The organism is Pseudomonas sp. H1_D05 (assembly GCF_054682705.1).
On the sequence record NZ_CP162825.1, the window covers coordinates 4,260,413 to 4,279,195 of the forward strand.

The following is an 18,783-nucleotide window of genomic DNA, read 5'->3' on the forward strand; positions in this document are numbered from 1 at the left end:
CATTGAACCGTGTGTCGCGGTCAGAGCCACCTACACTGATGGCAGTAACTGGCTCGATACAAAACCTCCAGGGCACTCCCATGCAGCGACTGGAAGCACAACAAACACCTGCGCCGGACACCCCGGCGGCAATGGGCAAGAGCTGGCGCGAACAGTTCAATCTGCTGCGCTGGTTCTCGCTCGCGAGTTTTTTCATCATTGCCGCCGTGGCGGTGGGCCTTGGCTATATCTCCACGCGCTTCATCGTCACTGAAAGCGTTGAGCGCGATGCGTTGCTGACGGCGCAATTCGTTCAGGCCATCGGCGCAGCGGAAATACGCCACGCCGGTATCACCCCGGCGCGCACCATGGGCGAAATGCTCGACCCGCGCCAGGACGACAACTTTCCCGATGTCGATCCCGTTGCCCATGCAGCCGCCCGCGCCGAGTTCCTCGACCATGTCCAACACCTGCCCGACGTTCTCCTGGCCACGGTGTACGCGCTGGATCGTACGGTGATCTGGTCGACCAATCCGGAACTGATCGGGGTCAAGTTCGAGGATGACGACGAACTCGACGAATCGTTCGAGATGAAAGTCGCGGTGTCTTCCAGTTATCACAAGATCGACGATGAGAAACCCGAGCAGCAGTTACTGCGCGAGCCGAAGTATTTGTTCATCGAGAACTACATCCCGATGTTCAACGCCGACAAAAGCAAAGTCGTCGCCATGGTCGAGATCTACAAGGAACCGGCGGATCTGGTCGACCGCATCGACCGTGGATTCGCCTCGATCTGGGCGGCGACCTGTTTCGGTGGTGCGGCGATCTTTCTCGCGTTGTTCTGGATCGTCCGCCGCGCGGCGAAACTGCTGCAGAGCCAGCAGCAACAGTTGATCAGCAATGAGACCTTTGTCGCCCTCGGCGAGATGTCTTCGGCGGTGGCGCACAGTCTGCGTAATCCGCTGGCGACCATTCGCTCCAGCGCCGAACTGGCCCAGGAAATCGCCAGCCCCGGTGCGCAGCGCAACATCGGCGACATCATCAGCCAGGTCGATCGCATGTCGCGCTGGGTGCGCGAGTTGCTGGTGTCGCTGCGGCCGATGAACGACGACGGCGAGGCGGTGGACCTGGTGATGGCGGTCGAAGACACCGTTGGCGCCTTCGAAGCATTGATCAAACGCTGCAACGTCGAAGTGCGCTTCACTGCGCAGAATTGCGCGCCGGTCGTCAGCCAGAAGGTGCTGCTCACGCAAATCCTCAATAGCCTGTTTGCCAACGCCCTGGAAGCGATGCCCAAGGGCGGTGTGCTCAGCGTCGAATTCGAATCGCCGCAGCCCGACCGCGTGCGCCTGACCGTGAGCGACACCGGCAAGGGCATGAGCGCGCAGCAGCAACTGTTGGTGTTCAAACCGTTTTTCACCACCAAACAGGGCGGCCTCGGGGTTGGTCTGGCGTTGGTCAAAAGAATCATGGAGCGTTTTGAAGGTTCGGTCGTGCTGACCAGCCGCGAGCAGGAGGGAACCCGCGTCAGTCTCAACTTCAAAGTGGCATCGGGAGGGGAATATGGAACACAGCATTCTGCTGGTCGAGGATGACGAACTGCTGGCCGAGAATATTCAGACCTACCTGGAGCGCAAGGACTTCGAGGTGACCGTCTGCCATTCGGCCGAAGACGCGTTGGCGCAACTGGAAACCTTCATGCCCGACATTGTGCTGACCGACAACTCGCTGCCGGGCATGAGCGGTCACGACCTGATCCAGAAGCTGCGCATCAGCGCGCCGGATCTCAAAGTGATCATGATGACCGGTTACGGCAACGTCGAAGATGCGGTGGTGGCGATGAAGGAGGGCGCCTTTCATTACGTCACCAAACCGGTGGCTTTACCGGAGCTGAAACTGCTGCTCGACAAGGCTCTGGCCACCGAACGAATGGAGCGCACGCTGTCGTTCTATCAGGAGCGCGAGGCGCAGAAATCCGGGGTGCAGGCGCTGATTGGTGATTCGGCGCCGATGCAGTACCTGAAAAATACCATCGGCCAGTTGCTCGACGCCGAGCGACGCATGGCCAACACCGATCTACCGCCGGTTTTGGTGGAAGGCGAGACCGGCACCGGCAAAGAGTTGGTGGCCCGCGCGTTGCACTTCGACGGTCCGCGTAGCAAAGGGCCGTTCATTGAATTCAACTGCGCGTCGATTCCATCGAATCTGGTCGAGTCGGAGCTGTTCGGCCATGAGAAAGGTGCGTTCACCGACGCCAAGGATCGTCGCGTTGGTCTGGTGGAAGCCGCGGATGGTGGCACGCTGTTTCTGGATGAGATTGGCGAGATGGATCTGCTCTTGCAGGCGAAGATTTTGAAGTTGCTGGAGGACCGCACCATTCGCCGGGTCGGTTCGGTGAAGGAGCGCAAGGTCAATCTGCGGGTGATCAGTGCGACCAACTGCAATCTTGAACAGATGGTGCAGCAGGGCAAATTCCGCCGCGATCTGTTTTTCCGCCTGCGGATCATTTCGATCAAAGTGCCACGCCTGTATGCCCGGGGCGACGATATTCTGTTGCTGGCGCGGCACTTTCTCGCCAGCCACGGCAAACGCTATGGCAAACCGAATCTGCATTTCAGTCAGCAGGCCGAAGAGCTGCTGCTCAGTTACACCTGGCCGGGCAACGTGCGCGAGCTGCGCAACATGCTCGAGCAGACCGTGTTGCTGGCGCCGAGCGACACCATCGCTGCGCATCAGCTCAACGTGTGCATGAGCCTGGTCGACGAGCCGCCGCTGCATATTCATGAAGCACCGATGCACTACGAACCACGGCCGGCGAGCAACACCGAGTCGATGAACCTGCCGGAAGTCGAGCGCGACATGGTGCGCAAAATGCTCGACAAGACCGACTGGAACGTCACCAAATCCGCGCGCCTGCTGGGCCTGAGCCGCGACATGCTGCGCTACCGCATCGAAAAACTCGGCCTCGCCCGCCCGGATAAACGGCAGTGGTAACCCAGGCACACCGCATTTCCCCTGTAGGAGCGAGCTTGCTCGCGAATGCGGTGTGTCAGCCAACATTAAAGTGACTGATCCACCGCTTTCGCGAGCAGGCTCGCTCCCACAGGGTTTGTGGTGTCTGGTTAATACTTGGTAGTCAGGATCAATGCTGCTGCCGACTCAAACACTCCAGCAAACAACCCGGATCCAGCACCTCGTCATTCACATAAATCCCGCGCTCGGCATCGTACGTGCGGATAAACACCCGCACCGTCGCGTCCGCCACAGTCGGCAGTTGTGAATCGTAGAACTCATGGTCACCCGGGATCACTACAAAATCCTGCGGCGCCGTATCGTCGTAAGGCTTAAGCGGTGTGGAACTCAGTGAATACGGGGCAGGGTGGGCGAAGGGCTGGTTGGGCCCGTAATAATTGAAATTGCTGTCCAGCGCTTGCGCCTGAGTGGCAGCGAGCAGACAGCCGGTCAACAACAGCCGATCGAGCATATGCATGGCGGCACCTGCGAGTGCGGTTTTCCCCAAGGCTATTAACTATAGCTGCCCGACATTCAAACAACCGGGTGATTGACCACGTGCCCCGGTTGTGCGCAGGCCTTGAGCACATAGCCGATTGCGCGAAGAAACTCTTCGTTATCCCCATTTGCAAGAACCTGGGACAGGTATTCGCTGATGGCTTCGTCACTGTCCAGCAGTGCTATCACGTCGAAATTCGTCAAAGTCTGGCTCATGGTTAAGCCTCCTTAGCCATTTTTGTGCGCGTCGGATGACTGCGCTTTGTGAGGGTATCCACGTGAGCAGAGTTGAATAGTCAGCCGTGTCCTTTATCTGTTTTGATAATTCGCCGACATTTGTAGGCCAGAACACCCTGATATGTAGGAGTTGCCGCAGGAATTGGCTTACAAGTTTGCAACAACCGCAATTGCCGGGCTGATCTAGACTCGGATCCGCTCAATCACGAGCATCGTCCGGAGTGCGCCATGGAAGTGCCCAACAATAAAACCGCCATCGAAAGCAATCGACAGGCGTGGAACGATTCCGCCCGCCATCACCAGGATTCGCCTGATTGGCAGGCCTTGCTCGGCGAAGTCGCACAGGCGGATTTCTCTTGCCTCGATGAGACCCTGAGCGGGTTGCTGGAGGTCGATGGCAAGGATGTGATTCAACTGGGCTGCAACAATGGCCGTGAGAGTCTCTCGCTGTTTGCGCTTGGTGCCAGAAGCGTGGTCGGCGTCGATCAATCGGCGGCGTTTCTAGAACAGGCCCGCGAGCTGAACAAGCGTTCACCGCACAAAGCCGAGTTCATCGAAAGCGATATCCATCATTTGCCAGCGTCCTTGCACAATCGCTTCGATGTGGCGCTGATCACCATCGGTGTTTTGAACTGGATGCCGGACATCGGCGAGTTTTTCCGCCATGTCGCTTCAACGCTGAAACCGGGCGGGAAACTGGTGATCTACGAAACCCATCCGTTCCTGGAAATGGTCGACCCGGATGCGGAAGATCCTTATCGCCTCGCCAGTTCGTACTTCCGCGCCGAACCGTTTGTGCAGGAAGAACCGATTGTCTATGTCGGCAAGGTTGAGCAGCAGGCGGCGAAGTCGTATTGGTTTGTGCACACGCTGGGGGCGATTTTCGGTGGTGCCATCGGGGCAGGGCTGAATATTGCGCACTTCAGGGAGTATGCGCATTCGAATCGGGAAGAGGTGTATGACCGGTATTTGAATCAGGAAGCGCAGCTGCCGATGTGTTTTACCTTGGTCGCCAGCAAGGCCTGAAAATAATCAGCGCGGCTACCGGCCTCATCGCGAGCAGGCTCACTCCTACAGGGGAATGCATTTCAAATGTAGGAGTGAGCCTGCTCGCGATGACGGCATCACTGCCGCTGAATATTTCAGAGTTGAATCAAGCCTGCGCCGCCGCACTCACCACCGGCCGCCCCGGTTTGCGCAGCGGTTCCAGACGCGAACCCTCATACCGCGTTTCGCGGAAAAACTTCCAGCGCCCGAACAGGCAGTAAACGTGCATCACGCGGCCCTGCTCGTGGTAACCCATGCGCAGATGCAGCTTCAGCGCCGGAATATTGTGCGTCTCGCAAACATCCACCACCTTGTCGCAACCCTGCGCGGCCATCGCCTCCCACAGCGCCACCTGCACGTCCACCGACAGGCTGCTGCCGAAATACGCACGGGTCATCTCACCACCGAATTCAAAGAACTCGCCGGGCTTCACCGGGAAGGTGCAGCCATAATAGTGACGGTCGTGATAATCACGAATGCTGCCCCAGATAAACGCGACGGCGTGGTCATCCTTATCGAGGTACATGTGCCCGGTGTGACCCTCGGCCGCCAGTTCCGCCATGGTGCCTACCCGGTCACCAAAATGCTTGGTGAACGCGATGGCATTCTGCGGCGTGATATCGACTTTGCGCAGTCCGTCGTAAGGCCGCAGCTTGTGCGGCGGTACCGGGCTGACCAGGTCACGCTCCATCCACAACAGTTCCCAATGGAAGAACACGTAGCGTTTCCACAACGTGCCGAACGTGCGGCCGAAGCCTTTTTGCCGGATGCGCTCTTGTAGTTTTTCGATCACGCTCATGATGCCCTCCGTGGCCGCAGCCCGGGTGTGGTGGATGGTGCTTTTGTGGGTATAGATCAGGCTGGCCAGTTAATTTCAAAGGGCCACTTTGGAAAGTATTTCAACGTGTGTAACTCAATCGAGTGCCGTCGCCCCGCGTAGAAAATTCTTGTTCAGATCGCTATAGGAAACCCGCGCAACGCCCGTCAGCCGCTGCTCTAGCACAAGGCTCAATGACTCGTTCGGGTTGAGATAGGCGTCACCGAAATCGGCGCCGAGTTGCGTCGGGTGGGCGACGATTTCCAGCACGCCGTCGGTCGGCGCGTTGCCGTTGCGCAGGTCGATCGGCGTGCACACATAGTCGGCGGTAACGCCGGCCAGACTCTGCAAACGCCAATTGAGCAATCCCTTGAACACACGTTTGGGCAAATTGAGGTTCTGCCCCAGGTTGCGCGCCAGCCGAATCGGTACACCTTGATGCGCGGCAAACCGCGCGACGATCTCGCCGATCGGCCAGATGTTGTGCACGTGCTGGTGAGAATCGATGTGGCTGGGACGCATGCCGTGATCGACGCAGCGCTGCCACTGCGCCTGCAATTCTTCGCGTACCGCCTCGCGATCCTCGCGGCCCAGCCAGAAACTGTGGCGGGGCAGGCTGAGGTCAAACACGCCGAAGTCATCGCAAAAGGTGCGACGCGCCAGAATCCCCAGGCTCAGTGGTCGTCCGTAAGTCAGGTTGAAGTGCAGCCCGACCCGACCTTGCAACGTCGGATGCCGCGCCATGGCACACGCCGCTTCGAACGCCGGCATGTTGGCCATGGCGGTGGCAGAACTGATGACCCCAGCCTGAAACGCGGCGAAGATCACCGAATTTTCGTTCGGACTAAGGCCGAAATCGTCAGCGTTGACTATGACTTGGCGAGGCATGTTCGCCCTCCGTGGTGATCGCGACAGGTTTCGGTGTGGGTTTCGCAGGCTCGGTACGACGGGCGCGCCAGGCTTGTACGTGCGGTTTGAGGCGATGCCACAGGCGCAGGCCCAGGCCGAGCACCAGACCACTCGGCCGCCAGGAATAAAAACTCCAGCGCCAGTGCTCCAGTTGTCCGGTCATGCGTTCGTGCAGTTGATGACTGGAGTTTTCCAGGCTGACCCGCGAGGCGTCGATCCAGCGCCAGTTGTCGTCCAGCCCCCAGCGAATCCATTCCTCCAGCAACACCCGGCCGCTGCCCAGATCGGCGTATTGCGGCAGGAAGGCGAGGTTGTAATCGTAGAGCCGTCCTTGCTCCAGCAGACCGAGGCGATAACTGATGCAGTGGCCATTCAGTTCCAGCGTCACCACCCGCACCAGGCCCTGGCCGGCGAGGGCGGTGAAGGCGCGCTCGATCAGTTGGCGGCTGCGTTCGCTGGCGAAAATCCCCACGCCTTCGTCGCCTTTCCAGCTCACCGCTTCGACGTCGCTGATAACCTTTAACAGCGGGCCCATGCTCAACGCATCGGGCACGATGCGCCGCACTTCGGCACCGCACGCGGCGATCCGCTTGCGTGCCCGCCGCAGCTTGTAGCGCGGGTCGCCGGAGACTTCCTGATGATCGGCCTCGCTGATCAGATGCACCGGCACCCGACAACTCAGGCGTCGTTCAGCGGTGGAACTGCGCGCCATCCATTCGGTCAGCGCACTTTCCTCACCCGCAGGTTCGGACAACTCATTGAGTTGCAGCAACGCGTGGGGCAGCCGTTGGTGAATCAACAGCAAGGCCTTGCGCATGTCTTCATGGCCAAGCAAAGACAACAGCGCCAAACGATCGGCCAGTGGATACCCCAAGTGATGCACGACCCGGAACGGCAGGCCGGCAAAGCGCTCGCGACTCGCCACCAATGGCAGGCACAGACGCAATTCGTCCGCTTCCCACCTCAGCAGAATGTGCAAACGCTCATCCGCGCCAAGGGCCTGCTCGGCCGCGCACAACCAACCGAGGTGGTTGAACGGCGTGTGATCCGTCACCCGCAGGCGCAGCGCTTCATACGCTGCTTCCGGGAAATCGGCGGCGCACAGCGAAGTGCGCCATTCGAATCGCGTCACCATAGACTCAGGCCGCCGTGGCTGTTACGGGTGGACGGGAAGGTTTGCGCAGCGCATCCAGACGCGAACCGCTGTAGCGGCTTTCGCGGTAGAAACGCCAGCGACCGAACAAGGTGTACACATTCATGATGCGGTTCTGCTCGGTATAGCCCATGCGCAAGTGCAGCTTGAGCGCCGGGATGTTGTGGAATTCGCAGACGTCGACAACCTTGTCGCAACCCTGTGCAGCCATGGCTTTCCACAGCTCCAGTTGCAGATCCACCGACAACTCGCTGCCCCAGTAGGCGCGGGTCAGTTCACCGCCGAACTCGAAGAACTCGCCGGGTTTCACCGGAAACATGCAACCGTAATAGTGCCGGTCGAAATAGTCCCGCGAACTGCCCCAGATAAACGCCACGGCATCGCCCTGATCGTCCAGGTGCATGTGCCCGGTGTGACCTTCTTTGGCCAGCTCCGCCATGGTGCCGACGCGGTCGCCGAAGTAGCGCGCGAAGGCGCTGGCGTTGTCCGCCGTGATCTTCACCACCCGCAGCGGCGGGTACGGTTTGAGGTTGTGCGGCGGCACCGGGCTGACCAGATCGCGCTCCATCCACAGCAGTTCCTGATGGGAAAAGATGTAGTGTTTCCACGCTTTTTTGGCGGTAGCAGTGAGTCCTTTCTGCCGCAGGTGTTCAGTCAGTTTGCTTAGCATGTTCATGGTTTTGGCTCCTGATGACGAGGCATCGCGCGGCCACAGGCCTGCGCGGCTGAACATCAACGGACGGTTCATGAAGCGCTCCAGCCGAGGGCGAACAGGGTTTGCCCCGGCAGCTCGAAACGCACACGCCCGTCCTGGCAGGTAAACGGCGCGTCGCGACTGCGATTGTCAGCACCGAAGTAGCGCAGGGCGCCGTTGTTCAGCGGACACTTGGCGCCGGCCAGGTCCACACGTTGCAGTCGAGTGCCTTTATTTACCCCGAGCAATACGCGCTGATCGTCGCCGGCCATCGCCAGCACATCGACTTCAAAGGCATCGTTTTCCAGCCACAGCACCTGATGCAGCCAGTGTTGGGCTATGAATTGCTGGGCCAGGCCTACCGGCTTCAGCTCGAAGTGTTGTTCATCGGCCGAGACGCGCAGCATGCCCTTGGGGTACTGCGGCTCATCGGCGGCCTGGAACCAGTTGAGCATCGTCAACAAGCCATCCTGCGACGCGTTGATCACCACCGACGCCCACCACAGCGAGGTGTAGTGGGTTTCCTGATCATAAGGGCTGAGGCTGGAGCCGCTGGACAGATTGGTCTGGTCGAGCAACAAGGCTTTGCGCGGCTGGCCTTTGCCATCGAGGCCAACCAATTCGGCCGCGCGGCGCACGCTGTCGCGATAGACTCGTGTGGCGAGCAGGTCGCGGATCATCCATTCGTGCCACGCCAGTGCGTCAACCTGATCGCCGGATTCGCTGAGCAGACGCCGCGCCCAATCGATGCCGCGCTTGTCCGCAGCGTTATTGGCAAACGGCCCGTTGACCAGCCGCGAACTGGCCGGCATGGCGATGCGCACGCCGGCCTTGGCATTGGCCGGATCGCTGCGCACCTGCCGCGCCATGCTGGTGAAAATCGCCTGATACTGCGCGTAACTGGAATAGTTGAGGTTCGGCTCATCGGCAAAACCGATGTAGTGGGTGCCCTTGCCACCCAGCGCTCGGGTGCTGGCTAACCACGCATCAAGCCCGCCGTTGCTTTGCACATCGGCGCGCAAGTCAGCCTGGCGCTGACTGCCGGCGAGCAAGGTGATGTCCTGCCTGATGCCGAAACGCTCCTGATACACCTGACGGAACGCGTCTTCGAACTGCGGATTCTTCGCCGTCACGTCGACAAAACTGTAGTAACTCGCCGCCGTCGGTTTCAGCGCATCGAACGCGGCATGACTGGCGGGTGGCGGCATCACGTAGGGCAGGGCGATGCCCAGGTCCGGCGTGCGCCCGAGCACTTTGTCGTGCAAGACCAGATGCGTCTGACCGGCGTCTTCACGCAGCGCTTTCAGTTGCTGCGGGTTCTGCGCGAACAGGTTGGCCGTGCCATCCAGCCAGAACGCCGCTTTGCCGCTGCCTTGCAGACGCAAGCGCCAGACTTGCTCGCGCTCGCTGACGGGCAGGGCGACCTGATCGAACTGCCAGTAGGCGCGATACGGTTTCAATGCCAGCGTCAGTTGCTGCTCAGCGCCGACCCGCTGTGCCTGCAACCCGCTGACACCTCCGTGAAACTTGCCCGCCAGCACCGCGTGTTCACCTGGCGCAACCTTGAAATACAACTCGTCGCCGTTGCGGGTGTCGACGCTGAAATGCACTTTCGCCGGGGCGAACAGCGCGACCGTGTGCTCGTCATGTTCGACGCGGTAATTGCGGAAGCTGTAGCCGGGAATTTCCAGCCGATAACTCGCCGCGCCGGGCAGCAGTGGCCAGCTCTGACTGCCACGAATTTCACTGGCCTTTATAAAACGATCACCTGCCAGTTTGCCCTGGCCATCGAGCAAATACAGATGCTCTTCATTGGCATCGGCCTGCCACGCCGGCGTCCAGCGCACGGTCAGCGTGTCCGGACGATCGGTTTGCAGATACAGGCTGCCGTCACGAATCTCGGCCCAGCGCATCGACGCCGCGAAGGCGTCCAGCGACAGGCCGAGACCGAACAGCAAGACCAGGCCTTTCATGCGGTTTTGCGCCGTTGCAGCATCAGCCACATCGGTGTGACGTCGCGCGGCAGAATGATCAGGGTTTGCCAGAACGGCACGTCGCTCAAACGGCAGTAAAGCACCAGCATTGCCACGGTCACCGCCAGGTAGGCAATCGACGAAGCCGCCGCCGCGCCGACGATGCCGTAAGCCGGAATCAGCACCAGATTCAGCGCCAGATTGAGCAGGGCACCGAGGCCCATCAGCAACGACACCGTGCCGGGACGATTCTTGCCCAACAGGTCCAGGCGCAGAATGCTCGCGTAGCACAGGCCCAACAGCCCCGGCAGCAAGGCGAGCAGCGCCGGATACGCCGGTTGGTACGCCGTACCAAACAAGGTGACGATCAGCCATTCGCCAATCACCGCCATGGTCAGACACGCGCCGAGCATCACCGTGGCGGTCAGGCGCAGGGCCAGCGGCGTGACCTTGTCCATGCCTTCGTCTTGCTGCAGCAGGCGTTTCATCAGTGGCGTGGTGACTGCTTCCGGAACGATCAGCAGCAGTTCGGCGGCGGCGCTGGCCATAGCGTAGTGGCCGAGGGCGGTGCTGCCGAGCAGGGCGCCGATGAACAGGTAATCCGAACGCAGGATCACTTGCTGGAACAACAGATCCGGATGGCTGCGCGCGCTGTAGCGCAGCAGTTCGTTCTGGCTGGCGCGGTCCCATTGCAGTTGCAACGGTTGTGCGCGTTTGAGCCAGACCCAACCGACCAGCACTACCAGACTGATGCCGGCCAGCCAACTGATCAGCGCCGCTTCCAGGGCCGCGCTTTGCCACATCCAGAACAATGCGAGAAACAGCAACAGCGGCGCCAGCGACTCGACCAGGCGCAAGGCATTGAATGCGACTACGCCACCCGAGGCGTTGTGCAGTGTCAGCAGGCCGCTTTTCAATACCGTTAGCGGCACTGCCAGCAACAACAGCCAAGCGAGCAAACCGAGCTGCATCGTCACATCCAGCTCGGTGCCAAACTCACGCACCAGGGCCACCACCAGCAAGGTCAGCAACGCCGCGAGCAAACAGCCGAACACCAACACCTGACTCAGCAACAAACCCATCGGCCGCTGCTTGGCGGCCTGATAACCCACCGCCGAATTCAAGCCGCCACTGGTGGCGGCGCTGATCAGATCCGGCAGGGTGCTGAGCAACGCAAACAGCCCGCGCTCGCTCGGCCCGAGAATCCGCGCCAGCAGCACATTGCGCAGCAAGCGCAGGGCGATCATCGCCAGTTTGGTGCCCATGCTCAGCGCCAAATGTTTGAGGTAATTGCTTCGGCTCATGGCCGCGCCCCGCGAAAAATCCGCCACGACAGCAACTCCGGATTACGCGCGGTGCGCTGACTGACACCGAAGCGCGGCAGGTTCAGCGGATCGCCTTCGCCGCGATAAATGCCGGTGCCGGTGCCCAGCGCAAACGGGTAATCGTGACGGGCAATCTGTTGGCGCACGCGTTCATCGTTGTCGCCATTGGGGTAGCAATACACCGGCAGCGCACGATTGCAGCCGTTGTGCAGGGCGTCACGGCTGCGGCTGATTTCTTCGCTCAGGCGCACATCGTCGAGACCGGTGAGGATGGCGTGACTGGCGCCGTGCGGACCGAAACGCACCAGCCCGGACGCCTCCAGCGCGCGCACCTGATGCCAGTCCAGCGCTTGCGGTTGCGACTCCTGCGGGCATTCATCGGTCAGCCGTTCCAGCTCCTGCGAGTCAATCGACTTCAGCCCTTGCAGGTAATGGAGCAATGCCAGGCTGCGACGGTCGACGTCGATGTCATCCAGCAGCACCGGCAACGGGTGATGCATGGCATGCAGGCATTCGATCAGATGCATCCGCGCCTTGTCGCCATGACTGCCCCACAGGGTTTCGCCGAGGCTTTCCCACCAGAAGCGCTGACGGCTGCCGATGAAATCGGTGGAGAGAAAAATGCTCGCCGGCACCTGATGTTTTTGCAGCAGCGGGAAGGCGTTCACCGCGTTGTCGCGCCAGCCGTCATCGAAGGTCAATGCCACCCGTGGGCGTTCGGTACGCAGTGAGTTGGGCTGAAGGATTTCCATCAGCGGCACGCAATCGAAATGCTTGCGCAGCCACATCAGCAAATGCTCGAAGGCTTTCGGCCCTACGCAGAGTTCGTTGCGGTGCGGCAGGTCGGCGGCGCGGTCGTTCGATAACACCCGGTGCAGCATCAGAATCACCCCGGCGCCCTGCAATTGGTTGCGGCCCATGGACGAGTTGAGATAGAGCCAGCCACTGGTGCGTTTGAGTAATTGTTTGATCGCCATGGCTTCGGTCCTCTTAACGGTTCTGTTCCGGATTCCACTGGGCATACCGCTGACCGCGCAGGAACTGCCACAGGCCAAGACTCATCCCGGCGAGGGTGACCAGCAGAAACGCGGCGAGGCGGAAGGGTTTCGGCAAGCGGTGTTGCGAATCCAGCAAACCGGCAATCGCCACGGCATAGCCGAACAGTTGCGCGATCAGGGCCAAGCGATAGAAACCGTGGTCTTCCCACAGCCAGAAGTTGCTCAGCAGCAGCGGCAGCAACAGGATCGGTGCGAGACGGCGGATCAGTTTGTGGCTGATCAGCGCGATCGAATACAGGCCATATTTCAGCGGATTGAGCAGTTCGCGGCGCTGGGCGAGGCTTTGCAGACCGCCGACGGTGACGCGTTGGCGGCGGCGGAATTGCTTGTCCGCCTCATCCACGCCATGGTCGATCACTTGCGCTTCCGGCACGTAGACGATGCGTTTGTGCGCGACCGGCGCGCAGGTGCTGATAAAGAAATCGTCGTTGACCTCGGCCGGCACGCTCTGGAACAGCTCGCGGCGCAGGGCGAGCAGGGCGCCGTCGGCAGAGACCATGCACCCGGTGCGATTCTCGACCCGGCGCAGCCAGCCTTCGTAATGCCGATAGAGGCTGTCACCCACGCTCAAACCGCCGCCGGTGACCGGAATCACCATGTGCCCGGCACAACCGCCGACATTCGGATCACTCAGTGGCGCGAGCAAATACCCAAGGGTTTCGCGCGACCATTGGTTGTCGGCGTCAGTGAACACCAGAATGTCGCCGGTGCTGAGGGCCACGCCGGCATTCAACGTCGCCGCTTTGCCTTGGCGCGGTAGATCGAGGACGGTGATGCGCGGATCAACGACCTTGTGTGCGCAGGTCACGGTGTCGTCGGTCGAGCCGTCACTGGCGAGAATGATCTGCAGCGAGGCCGGCTGGTAATCCTGCGCCAGCAAGGTGCGCAACTTGTGTTCGATGTGCCGCGCCTCGTTGTGCGCGGCAATCACGATGCTGACGCTCAATGGCGGCGCCGGCGTGTGACGCCAGGCCGGGAACAGCGGCGCCAGAATCGTCAGCAGCAGCGGGTAGCCCACATAGGCGTAGACCGGCAGCACCAGGCACATCCAGAAAATGAACTCAGCCACGGGCAGGCCTCCTGGCGTTCCAATGACACAGACTCAAAATGAACGCGGCACCGGCCAGGTGCAGACGCACCCAGTGCAGGCCCCACAGCTGCAGGGTCAGGCCGATATTGCGGTGTTTGAAGCTTTGCCGCAGGCTGAGCACCAGTCCCGGTAGGAGTGTCAGGCTGACCATGACGATCGCGTGATGCGGAAAGCCGTCGAGCAGCGCTGAAATCGCCAGAAAGTCCAGCAACCACACCAGCAGCGACAGCACCGGAAAGCGCAACAGGCGCAGGCTGAAGCCATGGGTGCGCAGCAGTTGCAGGTGACTGCCCTGACGCCACAACTCCTTGCCCATCCATTCGCGCCAGTTCATTTCGTAACCCCAGTGCAGGGCGACGTTGTCATTGATCGACAGCAGCCGCGCACCCTGTTCGTGCAGGCGCAGGGTGAATTCCTTGTCCTCGCCGGTGCGCAGGCTTTCGTTGAAACCGCCGACCTTGTCGAACCAGCCCCGGCGCATCAGCAGGTTTGAGCTGGGCAGCCAGTCAACGACGTGGGACGCCTGCGACGACGCGCGCGCGGTGCGGCGTTGCCAGGCTGTGGCGTACCACGGCGCTTCGGCGGGGGTGTGCAGATCAAGGCCGAAGACATCGGCCTGGCCGCTGGCCTCAATGTCGAACAACGGCTTGAGCCAACTCTCCGGCATTTCAATGTCAGCGTCGATGAAGGCCAGCCATTCACCCGTGGCGATGGCCGTGCCGCGATTGCGCAGGGCGCCGATCAACAAACCCGGCTGCACCAGCACCTGCGCGCCGAACTGGCGGGCGATGTGTGGTCCCTGATCGGTCGAGCCGTTGTCGACCACGATCAACTCGCACTCGACATTGGCCGCGTGGGCAGCTTTTTGCGCGGCAAGCAAGGTGCGGCCAATGTGCCGCGCCTCGTTGAACATCGGGATGACGATGCTGATGCGGCTCATGCCTTTGCCTCCGTGCTCAGGGGCGCCTGCTCGGCTTTCAGGCGCAGGACGCTGGTCATGGCGAGCATGATCCACACGTATTTCTGGTTCGGTGCGCTGAGGAACATCAGGAACAAGGTCAGCGACAGGAAGCTCACGCCGAGGTGGGTCATCATGTCCGCCTGATGCCATTCGCGGCGCAACATCCACGCGGCGCGTGCGCGGATCAGGTTGTACAGGCCGAGACCGAGCATGCCGACGAACAACAGCCCGGCGGGAATCCCCAGTTCGCTGAAGATTTCCAGGTAGGTGTTGTGCGCACGACGATAGAGGTCGCCGATTTTGCGGTTGGCCGAAAACGCCTTGGCGTAACCCGTGGTCGCGTAGTGCAGCGGGAAGGTGCCGGGGCCGGAGCCGAGCAGCGGGTTCTCGCGGATCATCTGACTGCCGACGACGATGTACGAGGCGCGGCGCCCGAGGGATTCGTCCTGAGCCTTGGAACCGGCGCTGAGAATACTCAGGGACTGGATGCGCGCCATGTAACCGGCGGGCATTGCGTAGATCGCCAGCGGAATCACGATCGCTGCGCCAAGCATGGCGAAGCCCAGATGCCGAGGGCGAATCCGTGTCAGTTGGGTGCGGTAATGCCAGCAGCCGATCAGCAGGCTCAAGGCCAAGACCACCAGACCCGAGCGCGATTCGGTTTTGGTCATGCCGCCCAACAGCATCAGGCAGCAACCGCCCCAGAACAACCGGTGCAGCAGGTTCGGGCTGCGGATCACCAGTAGCAGCCCCAGCGGAATCGCAAAGGCGATCAGCAGGGCGAACGCGTTGGGGTCTTCGAGCAGTCCGGCGGCGCGACCCTGATCCTGGAATTTGGCCGAGAACATCGCCATCGCACAGGTGGTGCTGACGGCGAGGGTGACGAGGCGGGCGAACAGATCGAGGTTCAGCTCGCGGCCGATCAACAGGGTGATGACAAACAGAATCAGACCGACGCTGAGCTCGCGCAGGTGGCCGAGCGACATGCCCAGGTCATCGGTATTGAGCAAACTCAGAAAGTACAGCACCAGAAACCAGATCAGGAAGCGCCAGATATTGCTGCGCAGGCGCTCCGAGGGAATCTGGTGCAACGCCAGTTGCAGCATCAGGATCACCGCCAGTGAAGCACCGATCAGCTTGCTGCCCGAGAACGACGTGTCCTTGAAAAAGCCCTCGAACGGCACCAGTGCAGCAATGCCGAGCAGGCCCCAGGTCGGTTTGCGGTACAGCAGCGCAAAGCCCACCAGGCCCAGCACCGCCCCCGGCGCCAGAAACGGATAAGGGCTGGCCAGCAAACCGATGCAGACCAGACCGAGCAGACTGACGATCGAGAGCGGGAAAATCATGCGCGTGCCTCCCGTGCCGTGCGGATGTACAGCTGCGACCAGCGCTCAGCGAGCGCCTTGAGGTCGTAGCGATCCTGTTGTGTGCGTTTTGCGTTGTCGCGCAGTTGCCGGGCCAGCTTCGGCTCGCTCAGCAACGTGTCGAGCTGACGGGCGAGGGCGGCGCAGTCGGCCGGTGTGGCGAGCAAGCCGTTGTGCCGGTGTTCGAGCACATCGGGAATGCCGCCGACGCCGAACGCCACCACCGGTACCCCGGCCTGCATGGCTTCAAGCAAAATCATTGGTGTGCCTTCGGTGCGCGAGCTGATCACCAGCGCATCGAGTTGCCGCCACCACGGTTGCATGGCGATCTGATAACCGGGCAAACGAATGCGTTGCTGCAAACCGGCGTTGTCGATCCGCGTCTGCAACACTTCGCGTTCCGGGCCGTCACCGAGCATCACCGCATCCAGTTGTGGATGCTGGTGACACAGCGGAATCAGCGCATCAAGAAACAGATCCGGGCCTTTCTCGCTGCTCAAGCGGCCGACGTAACCGACCAGCCAGCGCTGCCGATCCGCGTCAGGCACCAGCGCCGCAGCGGCTGGCAAACCATTGGGGATCACCTGCAATTTCTCCGCGCGGACGCTGGCCTGACGGTGCAGCGCGGCGATGCTTTCCGCCACGCAAACCACCCGATCCACCGACGCGGTGCGGCACAGTTGCAGACTCAGCCAGGTGTAGAACTTCTGCTTGCGACTGCGTGGTGTGAAGCCGTGCTGGGTGATCACCAGCGGCAGGCGCAACAGGCTTGCGCCGACCCAACCGAACAACAGCCCTTTGAAGTTGTGCGTATTGATCAGCGGTTTTTCACTGCGGCGCTGACGCAGATACTGCAGCAATTCTCCCAGCCCGGCACAGCCGCGACAGTCGACCCCGGCCGTGCGAAAGCGCGCGATCAGTTCTGGCGGCGCGTCGAGGAACAGCACCTGATGCTGACCCGGCGTCGCCAGACAATGATCCAGCAACATGCGCTCGGCGCCATAGAAGCCGCCGCTGCTGAGCAAATGAATGATCGGCAGCGCGGCAGTCGGGGAGGATGCGGTGCTCAATTGCGCACCCAGTGCAGGAAGCTTGGCACCGTCCAGTTCTTGTGCGGATTGCTCGGCAGCGCGTTCTGGTCGTTGATCACCAACAGCACCGGCAGACCCAGTTCGTGGCTGATTTGCGCCGGGTGTTTGAAGCGGTGATCGAAGAACTCACGCACGTAGACCAAGGCAATCGCCAGCAACAACCCGGTGAACAAACCGAATGGAATGATCAGGCCCGGTTTCGGGAACGCTGCTTCGGTCGGTTCGAACGGCGGGCTGAGCACCCGGGCGTTGGACAGATCGTCGTTGAGCGCGCCGGTGGTGCTGCTTTCGGCGAAACGTTGGGCGTAAGTCGAGAAGGCGGCGTGCAGCGCATCGATTTCGGTGTCCATCTGCCGCAGCTTGCTTTGCGTCTGCTGCAACTCGTGGATGCGGTTCTTGAACTCGGCGATGCGCGCGGTTTTCTGATCGATCACTTGCTTGACCACCGCCAGATCGTTGGTGCGTTCCTGAATGCGGTTACTCACCACTTTGAGGAATTGCTGACGGGTGCGGGCGATCTGCTCGCGGGTCAGCAGCATCGGTTCACTGCCGGGCTGGAACACCGCCAGGTCATTCATGTAGCGGCTGACCTGGGTGGTCAGTTGCTCGCCCATCTGTTTGATTTCCCGATCTTCGAACGCCACGTTGTCGACGGTGGTGGTGAAGGTGTAGGGGAAGGTGTAGTCGTTGAGCTTGTTATTGCTGGCCGCAGCCAACGCGGTTTTCAGATATTCGAGCCAGCGCTGGCTCTGCAACAGGCGATCCTGATACAGGTTCAGGGCTTGCTCTTCGGTGTTGATCGCGTTGAGGCGGAAGGTGATTTCTTCCTTCGGATCCGACGAGCCGACACTTTCCAGCAAGGCTTGGCGATTGCCTTCCAGGCCGTCGAGGCGCACCTGGTAGAGATGCTTTTTCGACTCATAGAAGGACTGCGGCAAGTCGATCGACTGCAAGGCCTGACGGCTGAACAGATAGTTCTGCAGCAAGGCTGAAACAAACGTCGTGCCCTGATGCGGATCGGGGAAGCTGTAGATGATCGAGATCACGTTGGAGCCGGGCAGGGTCTCGATTTTCAGGCTATCGATGGCTTGCTGGGTGAAGGCGTCGAGCGCGGTGTCACGCACCGGATCGGTGTCCAGCCCGAGCACATTGCGCAGCGGATTGATCACGTATTGGCGCAGCGGTGAAGTGACGTAGCGCTTGAACGGCTCGGCCACCAGTCTGCTGAAGATGCCCGGCGAAGGCGTGTATTCGCCCTTGTCGCGCAGTTCGCTGATGGTCTGACGGATCAGCGCCGGCGAGCGGAGGATATTGCTCTCGGTTTCCATGTCCGCCAGCGACGGCGGAATAAACGTGGCGTTGTCCACCGTGAGTGACGTGGTGGCGTCACCCTGGGAGAGTTTTTTCGACTGCACGATCACCTGCGCGGTGATATCGAAGCTCTGTTTGAGCACCAGCGGCAGGAGCAGGGCGATGACTGCAAAGATCAGGAAGACCCGTTTCACCAGTTGTTTGTTGGCGAAGAAGATCCTGAAGAACTCATGCAGGTAGTTTTCCTTTGGATTCATGTCGGTC

The 18,783-nt window shown here is 60.9% G+C and carries 17 protein-coding genes; 3 read left to right on the top strand and 14 right to left on the bottom strand.

Annotation, left to right across the window (positions count from 1 at the left end):
- The first annotated feature begins 80 nt into the window (after positions 1–80).
- The gene (locus AB4O11_RS19230; RefSeq protein WP_099758597.1) at positions 81–1,574 is read left to right on the top strand and encodes a sensor histidine kinase; all 1,494 of its coding nucleotides are present in this window, start codon (positions 81–83) and stop codon (positions 1,572–1,574) included.
- Positions 1,543–2,973, top strand: a complete 1,431-nt coding sequence (locus tag AB4O11_RS19235) for a sigma-54-dependent transcriptional regulator (RefSeq protein ID WP_099758598.1) — start codon at positions 1,543–1,545, stop codon at positions 2,971–2,973. Before AB4O11_RS19230 ends, AB4O11_RS19235 begins: the two co-directional genes overlap by 32 nt.
- Positions 2,974–3,121: 148 nt before the next feature.
- Here the strand turns inward: AB4O11_RS19235 and AB4O11_RS19240 are convergent, their stop codons facing one another.
- Both AB4O11_RS19240 and AB4O11_RS19245 read right to left on the bottom strand, forming a co-directional pair.
- Positions 3,122–3,469: a hypothetical protein gene (locus AB4O11_RS19240; protein WP_460090402.1), complete on the bottom strand. Its 348-nt coding sequence runs from the start codon at positions 3,467–3,469 to the stop codon at positions 3,122–3,124.
- 56 nt (positions 3,470–3,525) lie between these two features.
- Entirely contained in the window at positions 3,526–3,705 is a 180-nt protein-coding gene (locus tag AB4O11_RS19245) for a helix-turn-helix domain-containing transcriptional regulator (protein ID WP_460127900.1), read from the bottom strand.
- A 249-nt stretch (positions 3,706–3,954) separates the two neighbouring features.
- On the opposite strand from AB4O11_RS19245, the gene AB4O11_RS19250 reads away from it, so the two are divergent.
- Positions 3,955–4,752: a class I SAM-dependent methyltransferase gene (locus tag AB4O11_RS19250; RefSeq protein ID WP_460127903.1), complete on the top strand. Its 798-nt coding sequence runs from the start codon at positions 3,955–3,957 to the stop codon at positions 4,750–4,752.
- 127 nt (positions 4,753–4,879) lie between these two features.
- Here the strand turns inward: AB4O11_RS19250 and AB4O11_RS19255 are convergent, their stop codons facing one another.
- The 12 genes from AB4O11_RS19255 to AB4O11_RS19310 all read right to left on the bottom strand — a co-directional run bounded on the left by AB4O11_RS19255 (position 4,880) and on the right by AB4O11_RS19310 (position 18,776).
- Complete coding sequence (locus tag AB4O11_RS19255) at positions 4,880–5,572, bottom strand: GNAT family N-acetyltransferase (protein WP_093439495.1); 693 nt, start codon at positions 5,570–5,572, stop codon at positions 4,880–4,882.
- 114 nt (positions 5,573–5,686) lie between these two features.
- Complete coding sequence (locus tag AB4O11_RS19260; RefSeq protein WP_460127905.1) at positions 5,687–6,478, bottom strand: ChbG/HpnK family deacetylase; 792 nt, start codon at positions 6,476–6,478, stop codon at positions 5,687–5,689.
- Complete coding sequence (locus AB4O11_RS19265; RefSeq protein WP_186624629.1) at positions 6,450–7,634, bottom strand: GNAT family N-acetyltransferase; 1,185 nt, start codon at positions 7,632–7,634, stop codon at positions 6,450–6,452. The genes AB4O11_RS19260 and AB4O11_RS19265 overlap by 29 nt, the downstream gene beginning before the upstream one ends.
- A 4-nt stretch (positions 7,635–7,638) precedes the next feature.
- Positions 7,639–8,328, bottom strand: a complete 690-nt coding sequence (locus AB4O11_RS19270; RefSeq protein WP_099759405.1) for a GNAT family N-acetyltransferase — start codon at positions 8,326–8,328, stop codon at positions 7,639–7,641.
- A 68-nt stretch (positions 8,329–8,396) separates the two neighbouring features.
- Positions 8,397–10,319 carry a hypothetical protein gene (locus AB4O11_RS19275; protein ID WP_460127907.1) on the bottom strand — a complete coding sequence of 641 codons (1,923 nt, stop codon included), beginning with the start codon at positions 10,317–10,319 and terminating at the stop codon, positions 8,397–8,399.
- Positions 10,316–11,623: a lipopolysaccharide biosynthesis protein gene (locus AB4O11_RS19280; RefSeq protein ID WP_460090410.1), complete on the bottom strand. Its 1,308-nt coding sequence runs from the start codon at positions 11,621–11,623 to the stop codon at positions 10,316–10,318. The genes AB4O11_RS19275 and AB4O11_RS19280 overlap by 4 nt, the downstream gene beginning before the upstream one ends.
- Positions 11,620–12,621 carry a polysaccharide deacetylase family protein gene (locus AB4O11_RS19285; protein WP_186624626.1) on the bottom strand — a complete coding sequence of 334 codons (1,002 nt, stop codon included), beginning with the start codon at positions 12,619–12,621 and terminating at the stop codon, positions 11,620–11,622. Before AB4O11_RS19285 ends, AB4O11_RS19280 begins: the two co-directional genes overlap by 4 nt.
- A 13-nt stretch (positions 12,622–12,634) precedes the next feature.
- The gene (locus AB4O11_RS19290; protein WP_460127909.1) at positions 12,635–13,771 is read right to left on the bottom strand and encodes a glycosyltransferase family 2 protein; all 1,137 of its coding nucleotides are present in this window, start codon (positions 13,769–13,771) and stop codon (positions 12,635–12,637) included.
- Positions 13,764–14,732, bottom strand: coding sequence for a glycosyltransferase (locus AB4O11_RS19295; RefSeq protein ID WP_460127911.1), 969 nt, complete (start codon positions 14,730–14,732; stop codon positions 13,764–13,766). The genes AB4O11_RS19290 and AB4O11_RS19295 overlap by 8 nt, the downstream gene beginning before the upstream one ends.
- Positions 14,729–16,099, bottom strand: coding sequence for an O-antigen ligase family protein (locus tag AB4O11_RS19300; protein ID WP_186624623.1), 1,371 nt, complete (start codon positions 16,097–16,099; stop codon positions 14,729–14,731). The genes AB4O11_RS19295 and AB4O11_RS19300 overlap by 4 nt, the downstream gene beginning before the upstream one ends.
- On the bottom strand, positions 16,096–17,187 hold the full coding sequence (locus AB4O11_RS19305) for a glycosyltransferase family 4 protein (protein WP_093439165.1): 1,092 nt from the start codon (positions 17,185–17,187) through the stop codon (positions 16,096–16,098). Before AB4O11_RS19305 ends, AB4O11_RS19300 begins: the two co-directional genes overlap by 4 nt.
- The gene (locus tag AB4O11_RS19310) at positions 17,184–18,776 is read right to left on the bottom strand and encodes a GumC family protein (protein WP_460127913.1); all 1,593 of its coding nucleotides are present in this window, start codon (positions 18,774–18,776) and stop codon (positions 17,184–17,186) included. Before AB4O11_RS19310 ends, AB4O11_RS19305 begins: the two co-directional genes overlap by 4 nt.
- Positions 18,777–18,783: the final 7 nt, after the last annotated feature.

Excerpts from the sequence above, each read along its gene's own strand:
- AB4O11_RS19230 (WP_099758597.1), top strand. The coding sequence starts at position 81 with ATGCAGCGACTGGAAGCACAACAAACACCTGCGCCGGACACCCCGGCG.
- AB4O11_RS19235 (WP_099758598.1), top strand. The coding sequence starts at position 1,543 with ATGGAACACAGCATTCTGCTGGTCGAGGATGACGAACTGCTGGCCGAG.
- AB4O11_RS19240 (WP_460090402.1), bottom strand. The coding sequence starts at position 3,469 with ATGCATATGCTCGATCGGCTGTTGTTGACCGGCTGTCTGCTCGCTGCC.
- AB4O11_RS19245 (WP_460127900.1), bottom strand. The coding sequence starts at position 3,705 with ATGAGCCAGACTTTGACGAATTTCGACGTGATAGCACTGCTGGACAGT.
- AB4O11_RS19250 (WP_460127903.1), top strand. The coding sequence starts at position 3,955 with ATGGAAGTGCCCAACAATAAAACCGCCATCGAAAGCAATCGACAGGCG.
- AB4O11_RS19255 (WP_093439495.1), bottom strand. The coding sequence starts at position 5,572 with ATGAGCGTGATCGAAAAACTACAAGAGCGCATCCGGCAAAAAGGCTTC.
- AB4O11_RS19260 (WP_460127905.1), bottom strand. The coding sequence starts at position 6,478 with ATGCCTCGCCAAGTCATAGTCAACGCTGACGATTTCGGCCTTAGTCCG.
- AB4O11_RS19265 (WP_186624629.1), bottom strand. The coding sequence starts at position 7,634 with ATGGTGACGCGATTCGAATGGCGCACTTCGCTGTGCGCCGCCGATTTC.
- AB4O11_RS19270 (WP_099759405.1), bottom strand. The coding sequence starts at position 8,328 with ATGAACATGCTAAGCAAACTGACTGAACACCTGCGGCAGAAAGGACTC.
- AB4O11_RS19275 (WP_460127907.1), bottom strand. The coding sequence starts at position 10,319 with ATGAAAGGCCTGGTCTTGCTGTTCGGTCTCGGCCTGTCGCTGGACGCC.
- AB4O11_RS19280 (WP_460090410.1), bottom strand. The coding sequence starts at position 11,623 with ATGAGCCGAAGCAATTACCTCAAACATTTGGCGCTGAGCATGGGCACC.
- AB4O11_RS19285 (WP_186624626.1), bottom strand. The coding sequence starts at position 12,621 with ATGGCGATCAAACAATTACTCAAACGCACCAGTGGCTGGCTCTATCTC.
- AB4O11_RS19295 (WP_460127911.1), bottom strand. The coding sequence starts at position 14,732 with ATGAGCCGCATCAGCATCGTCATCCCGATGTTCAACGAGGCGCGGCAC.
- AB4O11_RS19300 (WP_186624623.1), bottom strand. The coding sequence starts at position 16,099 with ATGATTTTCCCGCTCTCGATCGTCAGTCTGCTCGGTCTGGTCTGCATC.
- AB4O11_RS19310 (WP_460127913.1), bottom strand. The coding sequence starts at position 18,776 with ATGAATCCAAAGGAAAACTACCTGCATGAGTTCTTCAGGATCTTCTTC.